The 18319-nt window shown below is 72.9% G+C and carries 18 protein-coding genes and 1 pseudogene; 11 read left to right on the forward strand and 8 right to left on the reverse strand.

Annotated elements, in window-relative coordinates; genetic code table 11:
- Nucleotides 1-76: 76 nt before the first annotated feature.
- A complete protein-coding gene (locus tag VKG64_18935; protein HKB27117.1) occupies nt 77-1150 on the reverse strand; it encodes a deoxyhypusine synthase family protein in 1074 nt (357 codons plus the stop codon).
- A 38-nt stretch (nt 1151-1188) separates the two neighbouring features.
- Nucleotides 1189-1980, reverse strand: coding sequence for an S-adenosylmethionine decarboxylase (locus VKG64_18940; GenBank protein ID HKB27118.1), 792 nt, complete (start codon nt 1978-1980; stop codon nt 1189-1191).
- Between the two features lie 306 nt (nt 1981-2286).
- Between VKG64_18940 and VKG64_18945 the strand changes: the two genes are divergently transcribed.
- From VKG64_18945 to VKG64_18955, 3 genes and pseudogenes are all read left to right on the forward strand, one after another.
- Entirely contained in the window at nt 2287-5763 is a 3477-nt protein-coding gene (locus VKG64_18945) for an adenylate/guanylate cyclase domain-containing protein (GenBank protein HKB27119.1), read from the forward strand.
- 83 nt (nt 5764-5846) lie between these two features.
- Nucleotides 5847-6532 (forward strand): annotated as a pseudogene (locus VKG64_18950) (enoyl-CoA hydratase).
- Nucleotides 6517-7623, forward strand: a complete 1107-nt coding sequence (locus VKG64_18955) for a PQQ-dependent sugar dehydrogenase (protein ID HKB27120.1) — start codon at nt 6517-6519, stop codon at nt 7621-7623. The pseudogene VKG64_18950 and the gene VKG64_18955 overlap by 16 nt, the downstream one beginning before the upstream one ends.
- Before the next feature lie 22 nt (nt 7624-7645).
- Here the strand turns inward: VKG64_18955 and VKG64_18960 are convergent, their stop codons facing one another.
- The 5 genes from VKG64_18960 to VKG64_18980 form a co-directional block, all read right to left on the reverse strand.
- A complete protein-coding gene (locus tag VKG64_18960; GenBank protein HKB27121.1) occupies nt 7646-7834 on the reverse strand; it encodes a hypothetical protein in 189 nt (62 codons plus the stop codon).
- A 20-nt stretch (nt 7835-7854) separates the two neighbouring features.
- Nucleotides 7855-8352: an MOSC domain-containing protein gene (locus VKG64_18965; GenBank protein HKB27122.1), complete on the reverse strand. Its 498-nt coding sequence runs from the start codon at nt 8350-8352 to the stop codon at nt 7855-7857.
- A gap of 10 nt (nt 8353-8362) precedes the next feature.
- On the reverse strand, nt 8363-8959 hold the full coding sequence (locus VKG64_18970) for an ABC transporter substrate-binding protein (protein ID HKB27123.1): 597 nt from the start codon (nt 8957-8959) through the stop codon (nt 8363-8365).
- A complete protein-coding gene (locus VKG64_18975) occupies nt 8959-9081 on the reverse strand; it encodes a hypothetical protein (GenBank protein HKB27124.1) in 123 nt (40 codons plus the stop codon). Before VKG64_18975 ends, VKG64_18970 begins: the two co-directional genes overlap by 1 nt.
- A 250-nt stretch (nt 9082-9331) precedes the next feature.
- A complete protein-coding gene (locus tag VKG64_18980) occupies nt 9332-9721 on the reverse strand; it encodes a phage holin family protein (GenBank protein ID HKB27125.1) in 390 nt (129 codons plus the stop codon).
- Between the two features lie 33 nt (nt 9722-9754).
- On the opposite strand from VKG64_18980, the gene VKG64_18985 reads away from it, so the two are divergent.
- The 4 genes from VKG64_18985 (at nt 9755) to VKG64_19000 (ending at nt 11621) form a co-directional block, all read left to right on the forward strand.
- On the forward strand, nt 9755-10249 hold the full coding sequence (locus VKG64_18985) for a CDP-archaeol synthase (GenBank protein HKB27126.1): 495 nt from the start codon (nt 9755-9757) through the stop codon (nt 10247-10249).
- Nucleotides 10250-10280: 31 nt separating this feature from the next.
- Nucleotides 10281-10673 (forward strand): hypothetical protein, encoded by a 393-nt coding sequence (locus VKG64_18990; protein HKB27127.1) that lies wholly within the window; start codon nt 10281-10283, stop codon nt 10671-10673.
- Nucleotides 10674-10681: 8 nt separating this feature from the next.
- A complete protein-coding gene (locus VKG64_18995) occupies nt 10682-11266 on the forward strand; it encodes a tetratricopeptide repeat protein (GenBank protein HKB27128.1) in 585 nt (194 codons plus the stop codon).
- Nucleotides 11267-11333: 67 nt separating this feature from the next.
- On the forward strand, nt 11334-11621 hold the full coding sequence (locus VKG64_19000; protein ID HKB27129.1) for a hypothetical protein: 288 nt from the start codon (nt 11334-11336) through the stop codon (nt 11619-11621).
- An 18-nt stretch (nt 11622-11639) separates the two neighbouring features.
- Here VKG64_19000 and VKG64_19005 read toward each other — a convergent pair whose 3' ends face one another.
- Nucleotides 11640-11831 carry a CDGSH iron-sulfur domain-containing protein gene (locus tag VKG64_19005; GenBank protein HKB27130.1) on the reverse strand — a complete coding sequence of 64 codons (192 nt, stop codon included), beginning with the start codon at nt 11829-11831 and terminating at the stop codon, nt 11640-11642.
- Between the two features lie 63 nt (nt 11832-11894).
- On the opposite strand from VKG64_19005, the gene VKG64_19010 reads away from it, so the two are divergent.
- From VKG64_19010 to VKG64_19025, 4 genes are all read left to right on the forward strand, one after another.
- Nucleotides 11895-13256 (forward strand): CUAEP/CCAEP-tail radical SAM protein, encoded by a 1362-nt coding sequence (locus VKG64_19010; protein ID HKB27131.1) that lies wholly within the window; start codon nt 11895-11897, stop codon nt 13254-13256.
- Nucleotides 13257-13326: 70 nt separating this feature from the next.
- The gene (locus tag VKG64_19015) at nt 13327-13608 is read left to right on the forward strand and encodes a NifU family protein (GenBank protein ID HKB27132.1); all 282 of its coding nucleotides are present in this window, start codon (nt 13327-13329) and stop codon (nt 13606-13608) included.
- A 26-nt stretch (nt 13609-13634) separates the two neighbouring features.
- Nucleotides 13635-14864 (forward strand): ATP-grasp domain-containing protein, encoded by a 1230-nt coding sequence (locus tag VKG64_19020; protein HKB27133.1) that lies wholly within the window; start codon nt 13635-13637, stop codon nt 14862-14864.
- Nucleotides 14857-18319, forward strand: a 3463-nt coding sequence (locus VKG64_19025; protein HKB27134.1) for a PAS domain S-box protein, incomplete at its 3' end; no start/stop codon positions are given. The genes VKG64_19020 and VKG64_19025, both read left to right, overlap by 8 nt.

Consider the following 18319-nt stretch of genomic DNA (forward strand, 5'->3'; position numbering starts at 1 on the left):
CGCCCGGAAGCGGGCGAGAGCGCGCCGGCAGGGCACGATCAGGAGGCCGAGGAGCTGCGGGCCCGAGCGCCGGCGGCTAGAAGACCTCCGCCAGGTTGAGCGGCCGCGGCTCGCGGCGCCGGTGGGCGGGGCCGAAGTGCTCGGCGAGGCCCTGGCAGATCAGCGGCAGCGCGATCGTCACGTCGGCGAAGCACATGACGTTGTCGCCGCCCTTGGCCTCCTTGCCCCACGAGATGCACTCGGTCGTGAGCGCCGCGCCGCCGAGGCCGCCGAAGATCGTGTTGTCGGTCGTGATCTGGATCGCCGCGACGTGGGGCTTCGCCGACTGGTTGCCGTGCCGCGACGAGACGCTCGTGGCCGTGATCTGGAGGAAGTCCTTGGGCACCCCGCCGCCCAGGAACACGACGGAGGTCCCCCGGCCCGACGCCATGGCCTCATCCATCATGTCGGTCGCGACCTTGTAGTCGCGGAAGAAGTCCACGACGGGCGCCATCTCGGCCTTCTTGGCCTTGTCGTAGCCCTCGCCGATCGGCCCGTCGGGCAGGCCGCAGCAGAAGACCGGCACCTGGTTACGGGCCGCCGTCGCCAGGATCGAGCGCCTGAAGCCGCGGGCGTCGAGCCAGAGCCCCATCTCGTGCAGGAAGCGCACGGTCGTGATCGCGGGCTTGCGCCAGCGCTCGGCGAGGTCGTCGATGAACGCGCTCGTCACGAGCGTCTCGAGCTGGTCGTAGCGCTCCTTGGAGACGATGTGGTCGTAGAAGCGGTAGTAGCCCTCGGACCACAGATCGACGTCGTCCACGTCGTCGGCGTCCACGCGGTACACCCGCGTGCCGTCCATCTGCTCGAGGAGGTCCTCGGTGATGTTGGCCGAGGTGGACGCGAGCACGTCCACGTAGCCGCGCTCCAGCAGCCAGGTCACGAGCGGCCACATGCCGGCGCTCGACATCGAGGCGGCGTAGCCGAGGCAGATGAGGCTCCGCCCCTCGATCATCCGCTTCCAGGTCGCGAACGCCTCGCCGAGCTGGCGCCCCTGGAAGGCCGAGCGGCGCATCTTGCCGAGCATGGCGAGGACGGAGGGCGTCTGCCCCTCGAACACCGTCATCGGCTCGCGGATGAGACCCGGGTCCTCGTACCGGCGCATGCTCGCCATCCTGTCTCTCCTTATCGACTCGCCTCGGACGGCGAGGATTACCGGCCGGCGAGCCAGGCGCGTGACCTGGCGTGCTCCTCGGCGCGCTCGGTCCGGAGGTAACGGTAACGGCTGCCCCGCGCGATCAGCGCCTCGTGGACGGTGCCGCCGGGGAAGCACGCCTTGAGCTGCGGCACCACCTGGTCGCGGTCGAAGAACCGGCACGAGAAGATGTCGAAGTAGGCGCGCTCCTCGTCGGGGAAGACGTGCAGGCTCACGTGGCTCTCCGCGATCATCGTGAGGGCCGAGAGCACCCGCCGCCCATCGCCGAGCGTGTCGCGGATGACGTAGGGGCGCATGATCGGCGTCATGCCGATGGTGCGCGGCAGCCGGTCGAACGCGGCGAAGAGGGTGTCCATGCTCTGCGGGCCCTGGTAGGCGTCGATGTTGAGGAAGAGGTGCGGGCCGAAGTCCGCCTCCGTGTCGGGCTCCGTGTCCTTCATCTTGGTGCGCTCGACCGTCTGGACCGACGTCGTCTCGCAGGGGAAGACGGCCTGGAGCACGGTGCGGAGCCGGTCGGCGTCGAACGGCTCGGGCGCGACCAGGTCGGCGAAGTACGCCTCCCGGAACGAGAAGGTGTGCAGGGTGAAGTGGCCGCCCCCGAGGAAGAGGAACGCGCTGACCCCGCAGTCCTCCGCGACGACCCCGTTGTAGTAGGGGAGCACGAAGGCCGGCATCACGGGCGTGAGCCCGAGCTGCACGGGGATCTCCTCGAGCACCTCCTGGATCAGCGGGACGTGGTCGAAGCGGGAGCGGAACCCCTGGAACCCGTCAATCGTGAAGTGGAGCATTCGCCTCCTCGTCGGGACGCGCGCTCGCGCGCGCGCTGCGCTTGGTCGTGCGGCTGGCTCGGCTGAAGGGGGGAGTACCGTGGAAGCCCGCGGGGTCCGAAGAGACCGGCGGACCGTCGAACACCGTCAGAAGCAGCGACTCGATCTTCGGAGTCGCATCACGACGGGCACGTACCGTCCGTCATCGAACTCGATCGTAACGACAGTCCCGAAGCGAAGTCAATGCGAAACCGCTGTTCGGGGCCCCGCGGCGGCCCCGGCCGGGGTCCGTAGCCGCGCGCCGCCGACTCGGTTAAGCTTCCCGCCATGAAGTGCGCGGGCTGCGGACAGGCGAATCCGGAGGGCGCCCGGTTCTGCAATGCCTGCGGCGCGCGGCTCGACGCCGCGCCGGCCCCCGCGCCGAGCGCCTACACGCCGCGGCACCTCGCCGAGAAGATCCTGACGTCGCGTGAGGCGCTCGAAGGCGAGCGCAAGCAGGTGACCGTCCTCTTCGCCGACCTCAAGGGCTCGATGGAGCTGCTCGCCGACCGCGACCCCGAGGAGGCGCGCCGGCTCCTCGACGCCGTCCTCGAGCGGATGATGGAGGCCGTCCACCGCTACGAGGGCACGGTGAACCAGGTGATGGGCGACGGGATCATGGCGCTCTTCGGCGCGCCGCTCGCGCACGAGGACCACGCGGTGCGCGCCTGCTACGCGGCGCTCCGTATGCAGGCGAGCGTGACCCGCTGGGCCGACGAGATCCAGCGCCTCGAGGGCACGAGCGTCCGAATCCGGGTCGGCCTCAACTCGGGCGAGGTCCTCGTACGCTCGATCGGCAGCGACCTCCACATGGACTACACGGCGGTCGGCCAGACGACGCACCTCGCCGCCAGGATGGAGCAGATGGCGGCGCCGGGGACGATCCTCATCACCCCGTGGACGCTCCGACTGGCCGAATGGGCGATCCGCGCGAGCCCCCTCGGGCCGCGGCCGGTCAGGGGCCTCGACGCGCCGCTCGAGGTCCACGAGCTCGTCGGCGCCGTCACGTCGCGCTCGATTCTGAAGTCGGCCGCGGCCCGCCGGCTCACCCGGTTCGTCGGCCGCCGGGCGGAGCTCGCACGGCTCCAGGAGATCCTCGCGGCGGCGCACGCCGGCCGCGGCCAGATGGCGGCGGTCACCGCGGACCCCGGCGTCGGCAAGACGCGGCTCGTCTACGAGCTCGTGCAGTCGTCGGACACCCGCGACTGGCGGGTCCTCGAGTCGAGCTCGGTCCTCTACGAGCAGATGACCTCGTACCTGCCGATCATCGAGCTCCTCCGGAAGCACTTCGAGCTCGACGACGCCGACGGGACCTTGGAGACCGCGAGGAAGGCGGCGGCGAAGCTCCTCGGGCTCGACTCCGAGCTGGACGACGCGGTTGCCCCGATCCTGTCGCTGCTCGACGCGCTGCCGGAAGACGACCCGTTCCGCGCCCTCGACGCCCGCGAGCGCCGGCGGCGGATCCTCGATGCGCTGACGCGCATGATCCTCAGGGAGAGCGACCGGCAGCCCCTGCTCCTCGTCTTCGAGAACCTCCAGTGGGCGGACGCCGAGACCCAGGCCGTGCTCGACAGCCTGCTCGAGCGCGTCCTCGGGGCGCGTCTCATGCTCCTCCTCGACTACCGGCCGGAGTTCGAGCACGACTGGCGCAGTCGTCCCGGCTTCAGCGAAGTCGCGATCGCGCCGCTCGAGCCGGCGAGCGCCGAGGAACTCCTGCAGGCCCTGCTCGGCGCCGACCGATCGCTCGCGCCGCTCCGGCGGCTCTTGGTCGAGCGGAGCCAGGGCAACCCGTTCTACCTCGAGGAGATCGTCAGGACGCTCGCCGAGACCAAGGCGCTGGCCGGCGAGCGCGGCGCTTATCGCCTGGCGAGCGACCTCGACGGCCTCCAGGTGCCGGCGACGGTCCAGGCGGTGCTCGCCGCCCGGATCGACCGGCTGCCCCACGAGCAGAAGGTCCTGCTCCAATCGGCGTCGGTCATCGGCGTCGACGTCCCCCTGGCGCTCCTCGAGGCGATCGCCGAGCGCCCTGCGGACGCGCTCCGGAGCACGCTCGGCGAGCTCGTGGCCCGGGGCTTCCTCGACGAGACCCGGCTCTTCCCCGACATCGAGTACCGGTTCAGGAACGTGCTCGCGCGCGACGTCGCGTACGCGAGCCTGCTCCGGGAGCAGCGCCGGGCGCTCCACGCGCGCATCGTCGAGGCGATCGAGACGGTCCACCGCGACCGCCTCCCGAACCACCTCGACCAGCTCGCCTACCACGCGACCACCGGCGAGGTGTGGGCGAAGGCCGCGGTCTACAACCGCCAGGTCGCGGCGCGGGCGGTGGCGCGGTCGGCGAACCTCGAGGCCGTCCGGGCCTCCGGCGCCGCCCTCCACGCCGTCGGCCGCCTCCCGCAGACCCGGACGACGATCGAGCAGGCGATCGACATCCGGCTCGACATGCGGCCGCCGCTCCTCCAGCTCGGCCGCCTCGACGAGGTGCTCGCCGTCTCGCGCGAGGCCGAGCGGATCGCGCGAGAGCTCGGTGACGAGCAGCGGCTCGCCCGCGTCTACGCCTACCTCGTCAACCATCACTACTTGAAGGGCGAGACCGCCCTCGCCATCGAGTACGGCGAGCGCTGCCTCGCCGTCGGCCGGACCATGAACGACGTCGCGCTCCAGGCCCTCGCGCGGCAGTACATCGGCCAGAGCCGGCACGCGCTCGGCGACCACGCGGGGGCCGAGCGGATCCTCCTCGAGAACGTCGAGGCGCTCGACGAGGCGCGCGCCGGCACCTCGTACGTCGCCTCGTGCGCGTGGCTGGCGATGAGCCTGGCCGATCGGGGCGAGTTCGAGGCCGCCTACGCCGCCGTCGGGCGCGCCCTCCTCGCCGCCGAGGGAACGCCGCACGCCTACAGCCAGACGATCGCGTGGACCATCGCCGGCCTCGTCTCGATCCGGCACGGCCACCTGGCGCGGGCCGTCCTGCCCCTCGAGCGCAGCTTGGAGGCGTGCCGGCGCAAGCGCCTGACGGTCTGGCAGCCGATCCCCTCGTCGCTGCTCGGCCTGGCCTTCGTCCGGATGGGCCACGTGCCCGAAGGGTTGAGCCTCCTCGAGGACGCCGTGCGCCTGAGCCGCGAGCTCGGCATCCGGGCCTATTTACCCTCGTGGATCACGAACCTCGCCGAGGGTTATCTGGCCGCCGCCCAGCACGCACGCGCGCGCGTCGCCGCCGAGGAGGCGCTCGAGCTGGCGACGGCCGGCGGCGAGCGCGGCCAGGAGGCCGCGGCGTTGGCGCTGCTCGGCGACATCGCCGCCCGCAGCGTCCCCGCGTGGGCCGAGGAGGCGCACGCGCGCTACGCCGCCGCCCTCGCCCTCGCGCGCGAGCTCGGGCTCCGGCCGCTCAGCGCCGAGATCCACCTCGGGGCGAGCCGCCTGTGCGCGGCGCTCGGTGCTGCGCCCGACGCCCGCCGGCACCGCGCGGCCGGCGAGGCGCTCCTCGGCGAGCTCAACATGCGCGCGTCGAGCCAGTGGGGCGAGACCGAGGTGGCCGAGCTCGGCCACCTCTTCATCGTGGCGCGGGCGAACACCGACCTCTACGACTTCCTCGCGCAGGAGCTGTCCGACGCGCGGACGATCCAGGTGATCCTCGACCGGCGGCAGGGCGAGCGGCGCCAGCCGCCGGGCACGTCCGCCGAGGACCGCCGTCAGGCCGAGCGTCGCCGGGCGCAGCTCGACGAGGACCTCCGAGACTGGGGCCTCGCCGTCGCGCCCCGCCGGCCATGAGCGAGCTCCTGCTCGAGCAGGACGGCCCCGTCGCCACCGTCACCCTCAACCGGCCCGAGGCGCGCAACGCGATGACCTTCGAGATGTACGACGCGCTCCACGACGCCTGCGACCGCCTCGACCGCGACGCCGCCGTGCGCGTCGTGATCCTGACGGGCGCCGGCGACCGCGCGTTCGCGAGCGGCACCGACATCCGCCAGTTCCTCGCCTTCGAGACGCGCGAGGACGCGCTTGGCTACGAGGCGCGGATCGGCCGCGTCCTCTCGCGGATCGCGGGGATGCGCAAGCCGACCCTCGCGATGCTCCGGGCGACGCGGTCGGCGGCGGCCTGTTCATGGCGCTCGCGTGCGACCTCCGGCTCGCGGCGTTGCACGCCCGCCTGGGCGCGCCGGTCGCGCGTACGCTCGGCAACTTCCTCGCGCCCGAGAGCTTGGCGCTCCTCGTCGCGACCGTCGGGCCGGTGCGGGCGCGAGAGCTGATCCTGACCGCGCGTCTGCTGGAGGCGGCCGAGGCGCGGGCGGTCGGCCTCGTGGACGAAGTCCACCCGGCCGACGCCCTCGCCGCGCGGACGCGCGAGCTCGCCGGCCGGATCGCCGAGCACGCCCCGCTCACGCTGGCGGCGACGAAGGAGGCGACGCGACGGCTCCTCGCCGCCCGGTCGCCGGGGAGCCTCGAGGACCTGATCCTCTCCTGCCACTTGAGCCAGGACTTCCACGAGGGCGTCCGGGCGTTCCTCGACAAGCGCAAGGCGCGGTGGCAGGGACGCTGACCCGCCCGGTCCTCGGCGCGCTTCTCCTGCTCCTCGCAGCCGCCGCGGCGGCCGACGAGCCGGCGCGGATCACGCTGCCGCCCGGCTTCAGGATCGACCTCTACGCCAAGGGCTTCGGCGCCACGCGCTTCATGACGCTCGACCCCGCGGGCACGCTGCTCGTCTCGACGCCGCGCGAGGGCCGCGTCGTCGCGCTCCCGGGCACGGACCGCGATGGGCGCGCCGACCACGTCGTCACGGTCGTCGCGGGGCTCGATCTCCCGCACGGTCTCGCGTTCAAGGACGGCTGGCTCTACGTCGCGGAGACCGGGAGCGTCCGGCGCTTCCGCTACGATCCGGCGAGCCGGCGCACGAGCGACCCCGCGCTCGTCGTCCCGAGCATTCCGCCGCGCGGCGGCCACTGGACGCGGACGCTCGCCTTCGGCCCCGACGGCCGGCTCTACGTCTCGGTCGGGTCGTCGTGCAACGTGTGCCGCGAGCGGGACCCGCGGCGCGCCGCGGTCGTGCGCTACGAGGCCGACGGCTCGGGCGAGCACATCTTCGCGACGGGCCTCCGGAACGCGGTGGGGCTCGCCTTCCAGCCGGGCACGGGCGAGCTCTGGGCGACGGTGAACGAGCGTGACTGGCGCGGCGACGACCTCCCGCCCGACTACATCACGGCGGTGAAGGAGGGCTTCTACGGCTGGCCCGACTGCTTCGCGGACCACGGCAAGGTCGTCGCGGATCCGGAGTTCGCGGGGAGCAGGGAGCAGTGCCGGCGGATGACGCTCCCGACGCTCGAGATCCAGGCCCACTCGGCGCCGCTCGGCCTCGCCTTCTACACGGGCCGGCAGTTCCCGCCCGAGTACCGCGGGAGCCTCTTCGTCGCCTATCACGGCTCGTGGAACCGCACCGTGCCGACGGGCTACAAGCTCGTGCGCGTGCCCTTCCGCGACGGGCGGCCGAGCGGCCCCGTCGAGGACTTCGCGACGGGCTGGCGGCGCGCCGGCGTCACGTTCGGGCGGCCGGTCGGGTTGCAGGTGGCGGCGGACGGCGCGCTCTTCCTCTCGACGGACGACGCGATCTACCGGATCAGCTACCGGGCGCCGTAGCCGCGCGCGGCGGGCCGGCGGGCTAGGAGGTCCCGGACTTGCGGCAGACGACCGACCAGAGCGCGCCGGTCGCGAGCAGCGCGAGGCCGACCAGGAGCGGAGTCCAGTACCGCGGCAGCGCCAGCGCGTGGCTCAGCACGTTGATCGCGCCCACCAGCGTCAGGATCAGGCCCGCGAGCATCAGCCACCTGGGGAACCTCGCACCGTTCATGGAGCGCCTCCCATTCGAGCTCAGTCCGGCTTCGGCCCGACGGCGTCACCGACGCGGATCACGCCCTCGTTGAGGATCCGCGCGCGGAGGCCCCCCCGATGGATCAGCCCGCCCATCACTCCCTGCTGGGTGAGGCCCTCGAGGTGCTTGCAAGGCTCGCAGAGGCGCGTGCCGACCATGAGGACGGGCCCTACCCAGAACTCGCGGTCCACGAGGTGGTTGAGCGGAACGCCGGCGGTCGCGATGTTCCGTCGGGTCTCGGCCGGCGAGAGCTTGATGCCGAGGCGGTGGCCCTCGGCGTTCTGGACGCCGTCGAGGAGCGCCCGCACCGCCTCGACCTCGATGAGGGTCACCTCGCGCCCGCCATGGCTCGGCTTCGACGAGTAGAGGCCCGTGCCCAGGAAGTAGCGGTCACCGGCGAGCCCGCGCCCGGGCACCGCGCGCGCCTCGGTGACGGACTCCATGGGCGCGGCGGCCTTGGGTGCCAGATGGATCGAGACGACGCTCCCCTGCCACATGCAGGGGATTCTACTGCTTTTCGCGGACCTGTTTCACCAGCTGCTGGTAGGAGGTGCGGCGGATGATCTTGTCGAACTGGGCGCGGTAGTTGGCGACCAAGCTGATCCCACCGATCACGACGTCGCACGCGCGCCAGCGGTCGCCCCGCTGGAGCATGCGGTACTCGACGGGGATCTCGGTGCCCTGCTTCGTGACGATCTTCGTCTGCACCGTGGCCAGGTCACCCTCGGTGGTGTCGCCGAGGAACATGATCTTCTCGTCGCTGTAGGTTTCGAGCTTGCCGATGTAGAGGCGCTCGAGGAGGTCGCCGAAGAGCTGCATGAATTCCTCGCGCTCGGCCGCCGTGCGCGCCTCCCAGTGACGCCCGAGGGTGCGCCGGCTGAACTCCTCGATGTCCAGGATCTCGCGCGCGACGCCCAGGAGCGCCTGCCGCCGCTCGTGCTCGCGGCCCGGCTTCCGGAGCTCGGGGTCGTCCACGACCTTGAGCACCAGGGCGATCTGCGCGGAGAGCTGGTCGGCGGGCTCGCCGGCCCAGGCGATCGGCACGAGCGCCGCTGCGACGAGCAGCAGCGCGGCGACGAGCGCCATGAAGCGACCCGGGATCATCAATTGAGCCCTGTCAGGTTGAGGATCCTTCCTTCGAGCAGATGGAGCAGCGGCACGTACTCGTCGCTGCCGCAGGACGGGCACGTGGGCTCGCCGAGCTCGAAGCACTCTTCGCAGGCCACGCACACAGCGAGGCTCCTCAGCGGAACGGGCACTCGTGCGAGCGATCTGACCACCGTGCTGATCATCGTCGTGAACCTCCTGGGAGGAGGTCAACGCAAAGTGGATACCAATCCGGAAACAGAGCCCAACAGACTGAATTCACTCGATTTCGGGACAGGCTCAGGTAGAACCCTGAGGTCCCCGCATGGTTTCTTACCAGCCGGATTGGCGAGCGACTAACCAGGGGGACCGGCGGCCCGGCGGCGGGCTCTAGCCCCGGCGGGTGATCACGTCGCGGCGTGTGATCACGACGATCCGCCCGCCGTCGCTGACGAACGCGCTCAGGGTCCAGCTGACGACGCTCACCAGCAGGGAGCCGAAGAGCGCCGCCCAGAAGCCGTGGACCTCGAAGCCTCGCACCAGCTGGGCGGTGAGCCAGAGACAGAAGGCGTTGAGCACGAAGAGGAAGAGCCCGAGCGTGACGAGCGTCACGGGCAGGGTGAGCAGGATCAGGATCGGCCGGACGACCGCGTTGATCAGGCCGAGGACGAGGCCCGCGCCCAGCGCGGCGAGCACGCCATTGACGGTGATGCCCGGCACGATCTGGGCGACGAGGTAGATCGCGAACCCGTTGACGAGCACCCGGATGAGGAACCCCACGGCACCCTCCTTCTCGGATAGTATCCTCTGCGAGTGCGCGTCCTCGAGCTCCTCTATTTCATGGTGCCCGCCTACGTCGCGAACATGGCGCCTCCCTTCGTCCGGTACTGGAAGGGCTGGAACCGGCCGATCAGCCCGCGCTGGCTCGGGAGCCACAAGACGGTGGTCGGCTTCGTGGCGGGAGTCTTCGCCGCCGTCCTCGTCGCGTTCCTCCAGTCGCGCCTCGGCTGGGGCGGCACGATCGCCGACTACGGCGGCTGGCTCGACCTCGGCGTGCGCATGGGCACGGGCGCGATGCTGGGCGACACCGTGAAGAGCTTCTTCAAGCGCCGGCGCGGCGTCGCGCCGGGCGGGACCTGGATCCCGTTCGATCAGCTCGACTTCGTCGTGGGCGCGCTGCTCTTCGTCTGGCCCCGCGCGGCGCTCGCGTGGACCGACGTGGTGATCGTGCTCGCGCTGAGCTTCGCCGGCCACATCCTGGTGAACCACATCGGCTACTGGCTGGGCGTCCGCGACGCGAAGTGGTAGGCGGGCGACCCGACGGCGCGAGCGCGCTGATATGATCGACCGCGTGGACGCGGCCGTGGCGCGGGCGCTCGGCACCGCGAAGCGGATGTACCTCACGACGTACGCGGCGTCTGGCCGCTCGGGCACCGTGCCGACCTGGTTCATGGTCAAGGACGGCGTCCTCTACTTCACGACGCTCCGCGCGAGCCTCAAGTCGCGCCGGATCCGGGGGACCGGGCGCGTACGCGTCGCCCTCGGCGCGCCGGACGGCCCCGCGTTCGACGGGTTCGCCGAGTGGGTGGACGACCGTCCCGACCTCGAGCGCTTGGTGCTGGCCGCGTACCGGCGCAAGTACCCGATCGTCGTCCCGCTCTTTATGGGCCGCCTGATCGCGAAGCGGCTCGCGACGAAGGCATCGGTCCTCGTCAGGATCACGCCGGCCTGAGACGAGCCATGCGGTGCCGTCGCGTCGCCCCGGGCCTGGCCGTCCTCGCCGTCCTCCTCGCGGGCTGCGCCACGGCCTACACCGAGGGCGTCGCCGCCGCGCGCCAGGGTCGCTACGTCGAGGCGTCCACGCGCTTCGAGGAAGCACTGGCCCAGCGGCCCGACCGGCTGGACGCGCTGATCGGCCTCGGCGTCGCCCGGTACAAGCTCGGCGCGTACGACGAGGCGATCGCGACGCTCGACCGCGCGCGGGAGCGCGCGCCCGGCGACGCCGGCGTGCGGCTCTACCTCGGGCTCGCCCACCTGCGGCGGGGCGACCTCGGGCCCGCGGACGAGCACCTCACGGCGTACGCGAACGCCGCGCGTGGCCGCCGGAGCGCGGCGCGGGCGGAGGAGGCGCTCCGGCTGCTGCGCGGCGACCCGGCGGTGACGGAGGCGATGCGGACGTTCGTCGCGGCGAGCCTCGAGGACGAGGCCGAGCTCGAGCGCGAGGCGGAGGACGCGCGACGCGCTCTCGAGCGCGCGCCGACGCGGTACCCGATCTCCACGACACCCCTGTGCACGGTCCGGTCCGGGAGGCTCTACTGCTTCTAGCGGCGCGTCCAGTTTTCGGACGCCGGCGGCGCGCCGACGGGAGTACGATGCTCCGCATGGTGAGCGTGTGAGCCGGGGCGGGCACTACGGCTTCGAGCGCCGGCGGCGGGCCGACCTCCAGAAGGCCAAGCAGGAGGCCAAGCGCCAGCGCAAGACCGACCGCGAGGCGACCGGCGCCTCCGGCCCCGACATCGGCGAGGCGCAGGACACGGGCGCTCAGCCGGGTGTCTGGGAGTGGTTCTCGCCGAGCCGCGGCCGGACCGTCACGTCGCCGGCCGGCGTGCGTCCCGAGTCCACGCCGCCCGACGATTGGACGCTCCTGACCGACGTCGAGCCGGGCGCGACGCCGCAGTAGCGCCGCGCGCCGCCGCGCCTACGAGGCCTTGAAGGCGATCTTGTTGTGCGTCCCGTCGCAGAACGGCTTGTTGCTCGAGCCGCCGCAGCGGCAGAGCGCGATCGTCGGCCTGCCGCCCGTGTCGAGCTTCTTGCCGGAGGCGTCGTACACCTCGACCTCGCCCTCGACCACGTTCGGACCGTTGGGACGCACGGTGATCTTGACGGGCATGGACTCGCTCCTCCTCGGGGTTGACCAGCGCCCCCACCATATCACGCGGGATACACTGGGCGCGTGAGAGAGCCCGGCGCGATCCTGCTCGTCGCCTGCTACGAGCTCGGCCACCAGCCGCTCGCCGTCGCGTGGCCGGCGGCGTTCCTCGAGCGCGCCGGGTACGCGCCCGCGGTCCTGGACCTCTCCGTCGAGCCCTTCGACGCTGAGCGGGTCGCGCGCGCGCGGCTCGTCGCGATCTCGGTGCCGATGCACACGGCGCTGCGCCTGGGCGCCGGGGTCGCCGCGCGCGTGCGGGCGGCGAACCCCCGCTGCCACGTCGCCTTCTACGGGCTCTACGCGAGCCTCAACGCGGGCCACCTCCTCGCCCACGGCGCCGACTCGGTGCTCTCGGGCGAGGTCGAGAGCGCCCTCGTGGACCTCGCGGGGCGGCTCGAGCGCGAGCCGCGCGCGACCGCCCGGCCCCGACCCATCCTCGCGAAGCTCGACTTCCCCGTGCCGAGCCGCGCGGGGCTCCCCGCGCTCAAGCGCTACGCGCACGTCGAGAAGGGCGGCCGCCTCGAGCTGGCGGGCTACGTGGAAGCGAGCCGCGGCTGCAAGCACCTCTGCCGCCACTGCCCGATCCCCCCCGTCTACGGCGGGCGCTTCTTCGTCGTGCCGGAGGCGGTCGTGCTCGCGGACGTCCGCCAGCAGGTCGCGGCCGGCGCGACCCACGTCACGTTCGGCGATCCCGACTTCCTGAACGGCCCGGGCCACGCGCTCCGCGTGGCGCGGGCGCTCCACGCCGAGTTCCCGAGCGTCACCTTCGACGTCACCGCGAAGGTGGAGCACCTGCTGCGCCACCGCGACCGGCTCCCCGAGCTCGCCCGCCTCGGCTGCATCTTCGCCGTCACGGCCGCCGAGTCCCTGAGCGACACGGTGCTCGCGCACCTCGCCAAGGGCCACACGCGCGCGGACGTCGTCGCCGCGCTCCGCGCGGTCCGCGACGCCGGCATCGCGCCGCGGCCGACGTGGGTGCCCTTCACGCCGTGGACGACGCTCGACGACTATCGCGAGCTCCTCGACTTCGTCGAGGACGAGGGGCTCGTCGACGCCATCGATCCCGTGCAGTACTCGATCCGGCTCCTCGTGCCGCCGGGCTCCCTCCTCCTCGAGAGCCCCGCCCTCGCGCCGCACCTCGGGCCGCTGGTCGCGGACGCCTTCCACCATCGCTGGACGCATCCGGACCCGCGCATGGACAGGCTCGCCGGCGCCGTCGCCGCGCTCGTCGCGGAGGCCGCCGACCGGCGCGAGGACCCCGCCGCGACGTTCGACCGCATCTGGCGGCTCGCCGACGAGACGGCCGGCGCGCCGTCGCGCGCCGCGGTCGCGCCGCGGCCCGAGCGCGAGCGGCCGCCGCGGCTCACCGAGCCCTGGTTCTGCTGAGCGGAGCCCACCGAGGGCCAGTTGGCCTTGAGCGGACTTTCGGGTACAGTACCGGTGTAGAGGTGGAGCCATGAGCGACGATCTCAAGCAAAAGGTCCAGGAGCTGATCGACACGATGATCAACCCGGCGGTCGCCGGCCACGGCGGCTTCGTCGAGCTCATCGACGTGCAGGACAACCGCGTCTATCTCCAGATGGGCGGCGGCTGTCAGGGCTGCGGCGCCGCGGACGTCACGCTGAAGGCGGGGATCGAGCGGCTGATCAAGGAAGAGCTCCCCGAGGTCGTGGAGGTCCTGGACACGACCGACCACGCCGCCGGCGCCAACCCTTACTACACGCCGGGCAAAGCCTAGCCCGCGCGCCGGCCCGGCGCCCCTCGATGGACCGGGTGCTCCTCCTCCTCCCGACCACCACCTATCGCACCCAGGCCTTCGTGGACGCCGCCCGCACGCTCGGCGTCGACCTCGTGTGCGCGTCCGAGCGTCCCAGCACGCTCGAGGCGCACGCGCCCGAGAGCCTGATCACCCTGGACTTCGACCGCCCGGCCGCCGCCGCGGCGGCCGTCGCCCGCTTCGCCAGCGCGCGGCGCCTCGACGCGGTCGTCGGCGTGGATGATCGCACGGCGGAGGCCGCGGCCGCGATCGCCGCGCGCCTCGGCCTCAAGGCGAGCGCCCCGGCGGCGGTCCACGCCGCCCGCGACAAGCACGAGATGCGCGAGCGCCTCGCCGCCGCCGGCGTCCCCGTGCCCCGCTTCCGCCTCGTGCGGCTCGCCGACGACCCCGCGCGCGTCGCGGCGGACGTCGCCTACCCGTGCGTCCTCAAGCCGCTCGCGCTGTCCGCGAGCCGCGGCGTGATCCGCGCCGACGACCCCACGGGCTTCGTCGCCGCGTTCCGCCGCGTCGCCGCGATCCTGCGCGGCGACGACGCGGGCGTGTCCGGCAAGGCGGCCGAGCACCTGCTCGTCGAGGCGTTCGTGCCGGGCCGCGAGGTCGCGCTCGAGGGTCTGCTGACGGGGGGCGGGCTCCAGACGCTCGCGCTCTTCGACAAGCCGGACCCGCTCGACGGGCCCTTCTTCGAGGAAACGATCTACGTGACGCCGTCGCGGCTCTCCGCCGACACGCAGGCGCGGATCGAGCGTGTGACGGTCGCGGCCTGCGCCGCGCTCGGACTGACGGAGGGGCCCATCCACGCCGAGCTCCGCGTAAACGAGGCGGGCCCGTGGGTGCTCGAGGTCGCGCCGCGCTCGATCGGCGGCCTCTGCTCACGCACGCTCCGCTTCGGGACGGGCATGACGCTCGAGGAGCTGATCCTCCGTCACGCGCTCGGCTGGAAGATCGAATCGCTCGAGCGCGAGCGCCGCGCCGCGGGCGTGATGATGATCCCGATCCCCCGCGCGGGCCGCCTCGCCGAGGTGCGCGGCCGCGACGCCGCCGCCGCGGTCCCGGACGTCGAGGAGGTCACGCTGACCGCGCACCTGGGCCAGGAGCTCACGCCGCTGCCCGAGGGCTGGCAGTACCTGGGCTTCATCTTCGCGCGCGCGGAGACGCCCGAGGCGGTCGAGCGCGCGCTCCGCGCCGCGCACGCCCGCCTGGCGTTCGACATTGCGTAAGCGTCCGGCGAGGCGGAACGCCGCGCCCGCGCGTCCCCGCGTCCGCGCCGGCGCCGCGCCCGCCGGCGTCGACATCGGCCAGCTCCTCACGCGCTCGCTCGACCCCGACGTGATCGCGCAGCGGGTCGCCGACGCGCTCGTGACGCTGTTCCACGCGCGCTCGGCGGGCGTCTACGGCCTCGACCCGCGGTCCGGCGCCCTCGTGTCCGTCGCGATCGCGCCGCCGCGTGCCCGCGACGCCGGCCAGCCCGCGAGCTTCCCGTCCGGCGCGGGCGCGGTCGGGCTCGCGCTCCGTGAGGGCGGGCCGATCGTAACGCGCAATCTCCTCACCGACGCGCGCCTCGTCTACCCGCCCGACATGCGGGCGAGCCTCGCCGCGAGCCCGAACCGCGCCCTCCTCGCCGTGCCGCTCCTGATCGGCGGCCGGCCGATCGGCGCCCTCTCGATCGCCGACGTCGAGGGCCGGACCTTCGACGCGTCCGAGATCGCGCTGGCGGGCGCCTTCGCCGACCAGGCGGCGGTCGCGCTCGAGAACGCGCAGATCTACCAGCGCGCCGAGGAGCGCAGCCGGCGGCTCACGAGCCTCGCCGCGCTCACGCGCCTCGTCACCTCGGCGACCACGAGCGGCGAGGTCTTCCGCGGCGTCGCCGAGGCCGCGACGGTGCTCCTCAAAGCGCGGATGACCTGGGTCTTCGTGGACGACCCGGCCCGCGGGGTGCTCCGCCCGGACGCGAGCTTCGGCGTCTCGCCGGAGGAGGCCGCGCTCATGGCCGGCTTCGCGCCGGCCTACGGCCAAGGCGTCGCCGGCGCCGTCTTCGCCTCGCGCCGGGCCGAGTTCATCCAGGACGTCCAGCGCGACCCGCGCTGGCTGAACCGGACGCTCGTGGAGAACGGCGGCCTGCACGCGTGCGCGGCGATCCCGCTGCTGACGCGGGAGCGGGCCGCCGGCGTGCTCATCGTCCTCTTCGGCCGGCGTGCCGACATCACGCAGGAGGAGCAGGAGCTGGCCAGCCTGCTCGCCGACCAGGCCGCGATCGCGATCCAGAACGCCCGCCTCTACGAGGAGGCCGAGCGGCAGCGCCGCGAGACCGAGTTCAGCGCCGAGATCGCGCGGGCGATCAGCGCGTCGCTCGACCTCGACATCGTGCTCCAGCGAATCACGGACGGCGCGAAGGACCTCGCCGGCAGCGACACTGCGATGATCGCGCTGCGCGAGGGCGACGCGGAGGCCGTGACCGGCCGCTACCGCGTCGGCTCGCTCGACCCGTCCGAACGCATGCTCACCGTCGAGCCGGGCAAGGGGATCGGCGGCCAGGCGCTGCTGACCGGGCGCGCCGTGCGGACCGACGACTACGCGCAGGACGCGCGCTTCGGCAAGGAGTACGTCCGCGTCGTCCGCCGCGAGGGCGTCGTCGCCGCGATGGTGGTGCCGATCAAGCTCGAGGCGCGCGTGGTCGGCATCCTCTACGTCGCCAACCGCGCGCCCCGCCCCTTCACCGACTGTGACGAGGCGGTGCTGGTCCGCCTCGCCGAGGGCGCGGCGATCGCCATCCGCAACGCCCAGCTCTACGCGCGCGAGCGCGAGAGCGAGCGGCGCTACCGGAGCCTCTTCGAGAACGCGAACGACCCGATCGTGACGTTCGCGCTCGACGGCACGATCACCGGCGTGAACCCGGAGGCCGAGCGCGCCCTCGGCTACCCGCGCGACGAGCTGGTCGGGCACCACTACCGTGAGTTCCTCGTGCCCGCGTCCGTCGCGGCGATCGCGGATCGCGCGCGGCGCGCGCTGGCAGGCGAGAAGGTGCCGCCGACCTTCGAGGTCGTCGGCGTCCGCCGGGACGACGCCGAGATCACCGCCGAGGGGCGCATGAGCGTCATGCGCGACGCCGCGGGCGCGGTCACCGGCTGGCAGGTGATCTACCGCGACACGACCGAGCGCCAGCGCGCCGAGCGGGCGCTCCGGGCGAGCGAGGAGCGCTACCGCACGCTCGTCGAGGGCTCGATCCAGGGCATCCACATCCACCGTGACTGGGTCACGCTCTTCGCCAACACCGCGTGGGCGAGGATGATGGGCTACGCGAGCCCGCGCGAGGTGATCGGCATCGACGCGCGCTGCTGGATCGCGCCGCGCGAGCTCGCGCGGATCGAGGGCTACGCCGCGGCCCGCGCGCGCGGCGAGCTGGCGCCCGCGCGGTACGAGATGCAGGCGCTCCGGCGCGACGGGACGCCGCTCTGGGCCGAGCTCCAGGTGTCGTCCATCGTCTGGGACGGCGAGCCCGCCACCCAGACCGCCATGCTCGACATCACCGAGCGCAAGCGGGCCGAGCAGGCGCTGCGCGAGTCGAGCGAGTTCCTGCGGCAGGTCATCGCGAGCGCACGCTCGGGCATCATCGTGTACGACCGCGAGCTGCGCTACACCGTCTGGAATCCACTCATGGAGGAGCTCACGGGCCTGCGGGCGGCGGACGTCGTCGGGAGGTACTGCCTGGACCTGTTCCCGTTCCTGCGCGAGCAGGGCATTTACGCGCTGCTCGAGCGCGCGCGCGCGGGCGAGACGGTGTCGTCGCCCGACTTCCGGTACACCGTGCCCTCGACCGGCCGGACGGGTTGGGTCTCGGGCCGCTACGGCCCGCTCCTGGACGCCAACGGCCGGATCATCGGCGTGATCTCGACGGTGCGCGACGTCACCGAGCGGCGCCGCGCCGAGGAGGCGCTGCGGCAGAGCGAGGAGCAGCTCCGCCAGGCGCAGAAGATGGAGGCGGTCGGCCGCCTCGCGGGCGGAATCGCGCACGACTTCAACAACCTGCTCACGGTCATCACCGGCCGCAGCGAGCTCCTGCTGCGGCGCCTGCCGCCCGACGATCCCGTCCGCCGCGACCTCGAGCAGATCAAGAAGACGGCGGACCGCGCCGCGACGCTCACCAAGCAGCTTCTCGCGTTCAGCCGCAAGCAGATGCTCCAGCCGAAGGTGCTCGACCTGAACGGCATCGTCGCCGGCGTGGCCCAGATGCTCCAGCGGCTGATCGGCGAGGACATCGATCTCGTCACGCTGCTCGATCCGAACCTCGGCGCGGTGCTCGTGGACCCGGCGCAGATCGAGCAGATCATCCTCAACCTGGCCGTCAACGCGCGCGACGCGATGCCGCAGGGCGGGCGGCTCAGCATCGAGACGGCGAACATCGACCTCGGCGCCGGCTTCGCGGCCGCCAACCCCGGCGCGTCGGCCGGGCCCTACGTGCTGCTCCAGGTGAGCGACACGGGCTCGGGGATGAACCCGGACGTCCAGGCCCACATCTTCGAGCCGTTCTTCACGACCAAGGACGTGGGCAAGGGCACCGGCCTCGGCCTCGCGACCGTGTACGGCATCGTCAAGCAGCACGACGGCTGCATCACCGTCGAGAGCGCGCCCGGCGCCGGGGCCACGTTCCGGGTCTACCTGAAGCGGGCGGACGAGG

The organism is Candidatus Methylomirabilota bacterium (genome assembly GCA_035260325.1).
Classification (GTDB): domain Bacteria; phylum Methylomirabilota; class Methylomirabilia; order Rokubacteriales; family CSP1-6; genus AR19.

Excerpts from the sequence above, each read along its gene's own strand:
- VKG64_18935 (HKB27117.1), bottom strand. The coding sequence starts at position 1,150 with ATGGCGAGCATGCGCCGGTACGAGGACCCGGGTCTCATCCGCGAGCCG.
- VKG64_18995 (HKB27128.1), top strand. The coding sequence starts at position 10,682 with ATGCGGTGCCGTCGCGTCGCCCCGGGCCTGGCCGTCCTCGCCGTCCTC.
- VKG64_19020 (HKB27133.1), top strand. The coding sequence starts at position 13,635 with ATGGACCGGGTGCTCCTCCTCCTCCCGACCACCACCTATCGCACCCAG.
- VKG64_19005 (HKB27130.1), bottom strand. The coding sequence starts at position 11,831 with ATGCCCGTCAAGATCACCGTGCGTCCCAACGGTCCGAACGTGGTCGAG.
- VKG64_18960 (HKB27121.1), bottom strand. The coding sequence starts at position 7,834 with ATGAACGGTGCGAGGTTCCCCAGGTGGCTGATGCTCGCGGGCCTGATC.
- VKG64_18945 (HKB27119.1), top strand. The coding sequence starts at position 2,287 with ATGAAGTGCGCGGGCTGCGGACAGGCGAATCCGGAGGGCGCCCGGTTC.
- VKG64_18940 (HKB27118.1), bottom strand. The coding sequence starts at position 1,980 with ATGCTCCACTTCACGATTGACGGGTTCCAGGGGTTCCGCTCCCGCTTC.
- VKG64_18990 (HKB27127.1), top strand. The coding sequence starts at position 10,281 with ATGATCGACCGCGTGGACGCGGCCGTGGCGCGGGCGCTCGGCACCGCG.
- VKG64_18965 (HKB27122.1), bottom strand. The coding sequence starts at position 8,352 with ATGTGGCAGGGGAGCGTCGTCTCGATCCATCTGGCACCCAAGGCCGCC.
- VKG64_18970 (HKB27123.1), bottom strand. The coding sequence starts at position 8,959 with ATGATCCCGGGTCGCTTCATGGCGCTCGTCGCCGCGCTGCTGCTCGTC.
- VKG64_19015 (HKB27132.1), top strand. The coding sequence starts at position 13,327 with ATGAGCGACGATCTCAAGCAAAAGGTCCAGGAGCTGATCGACACGATG.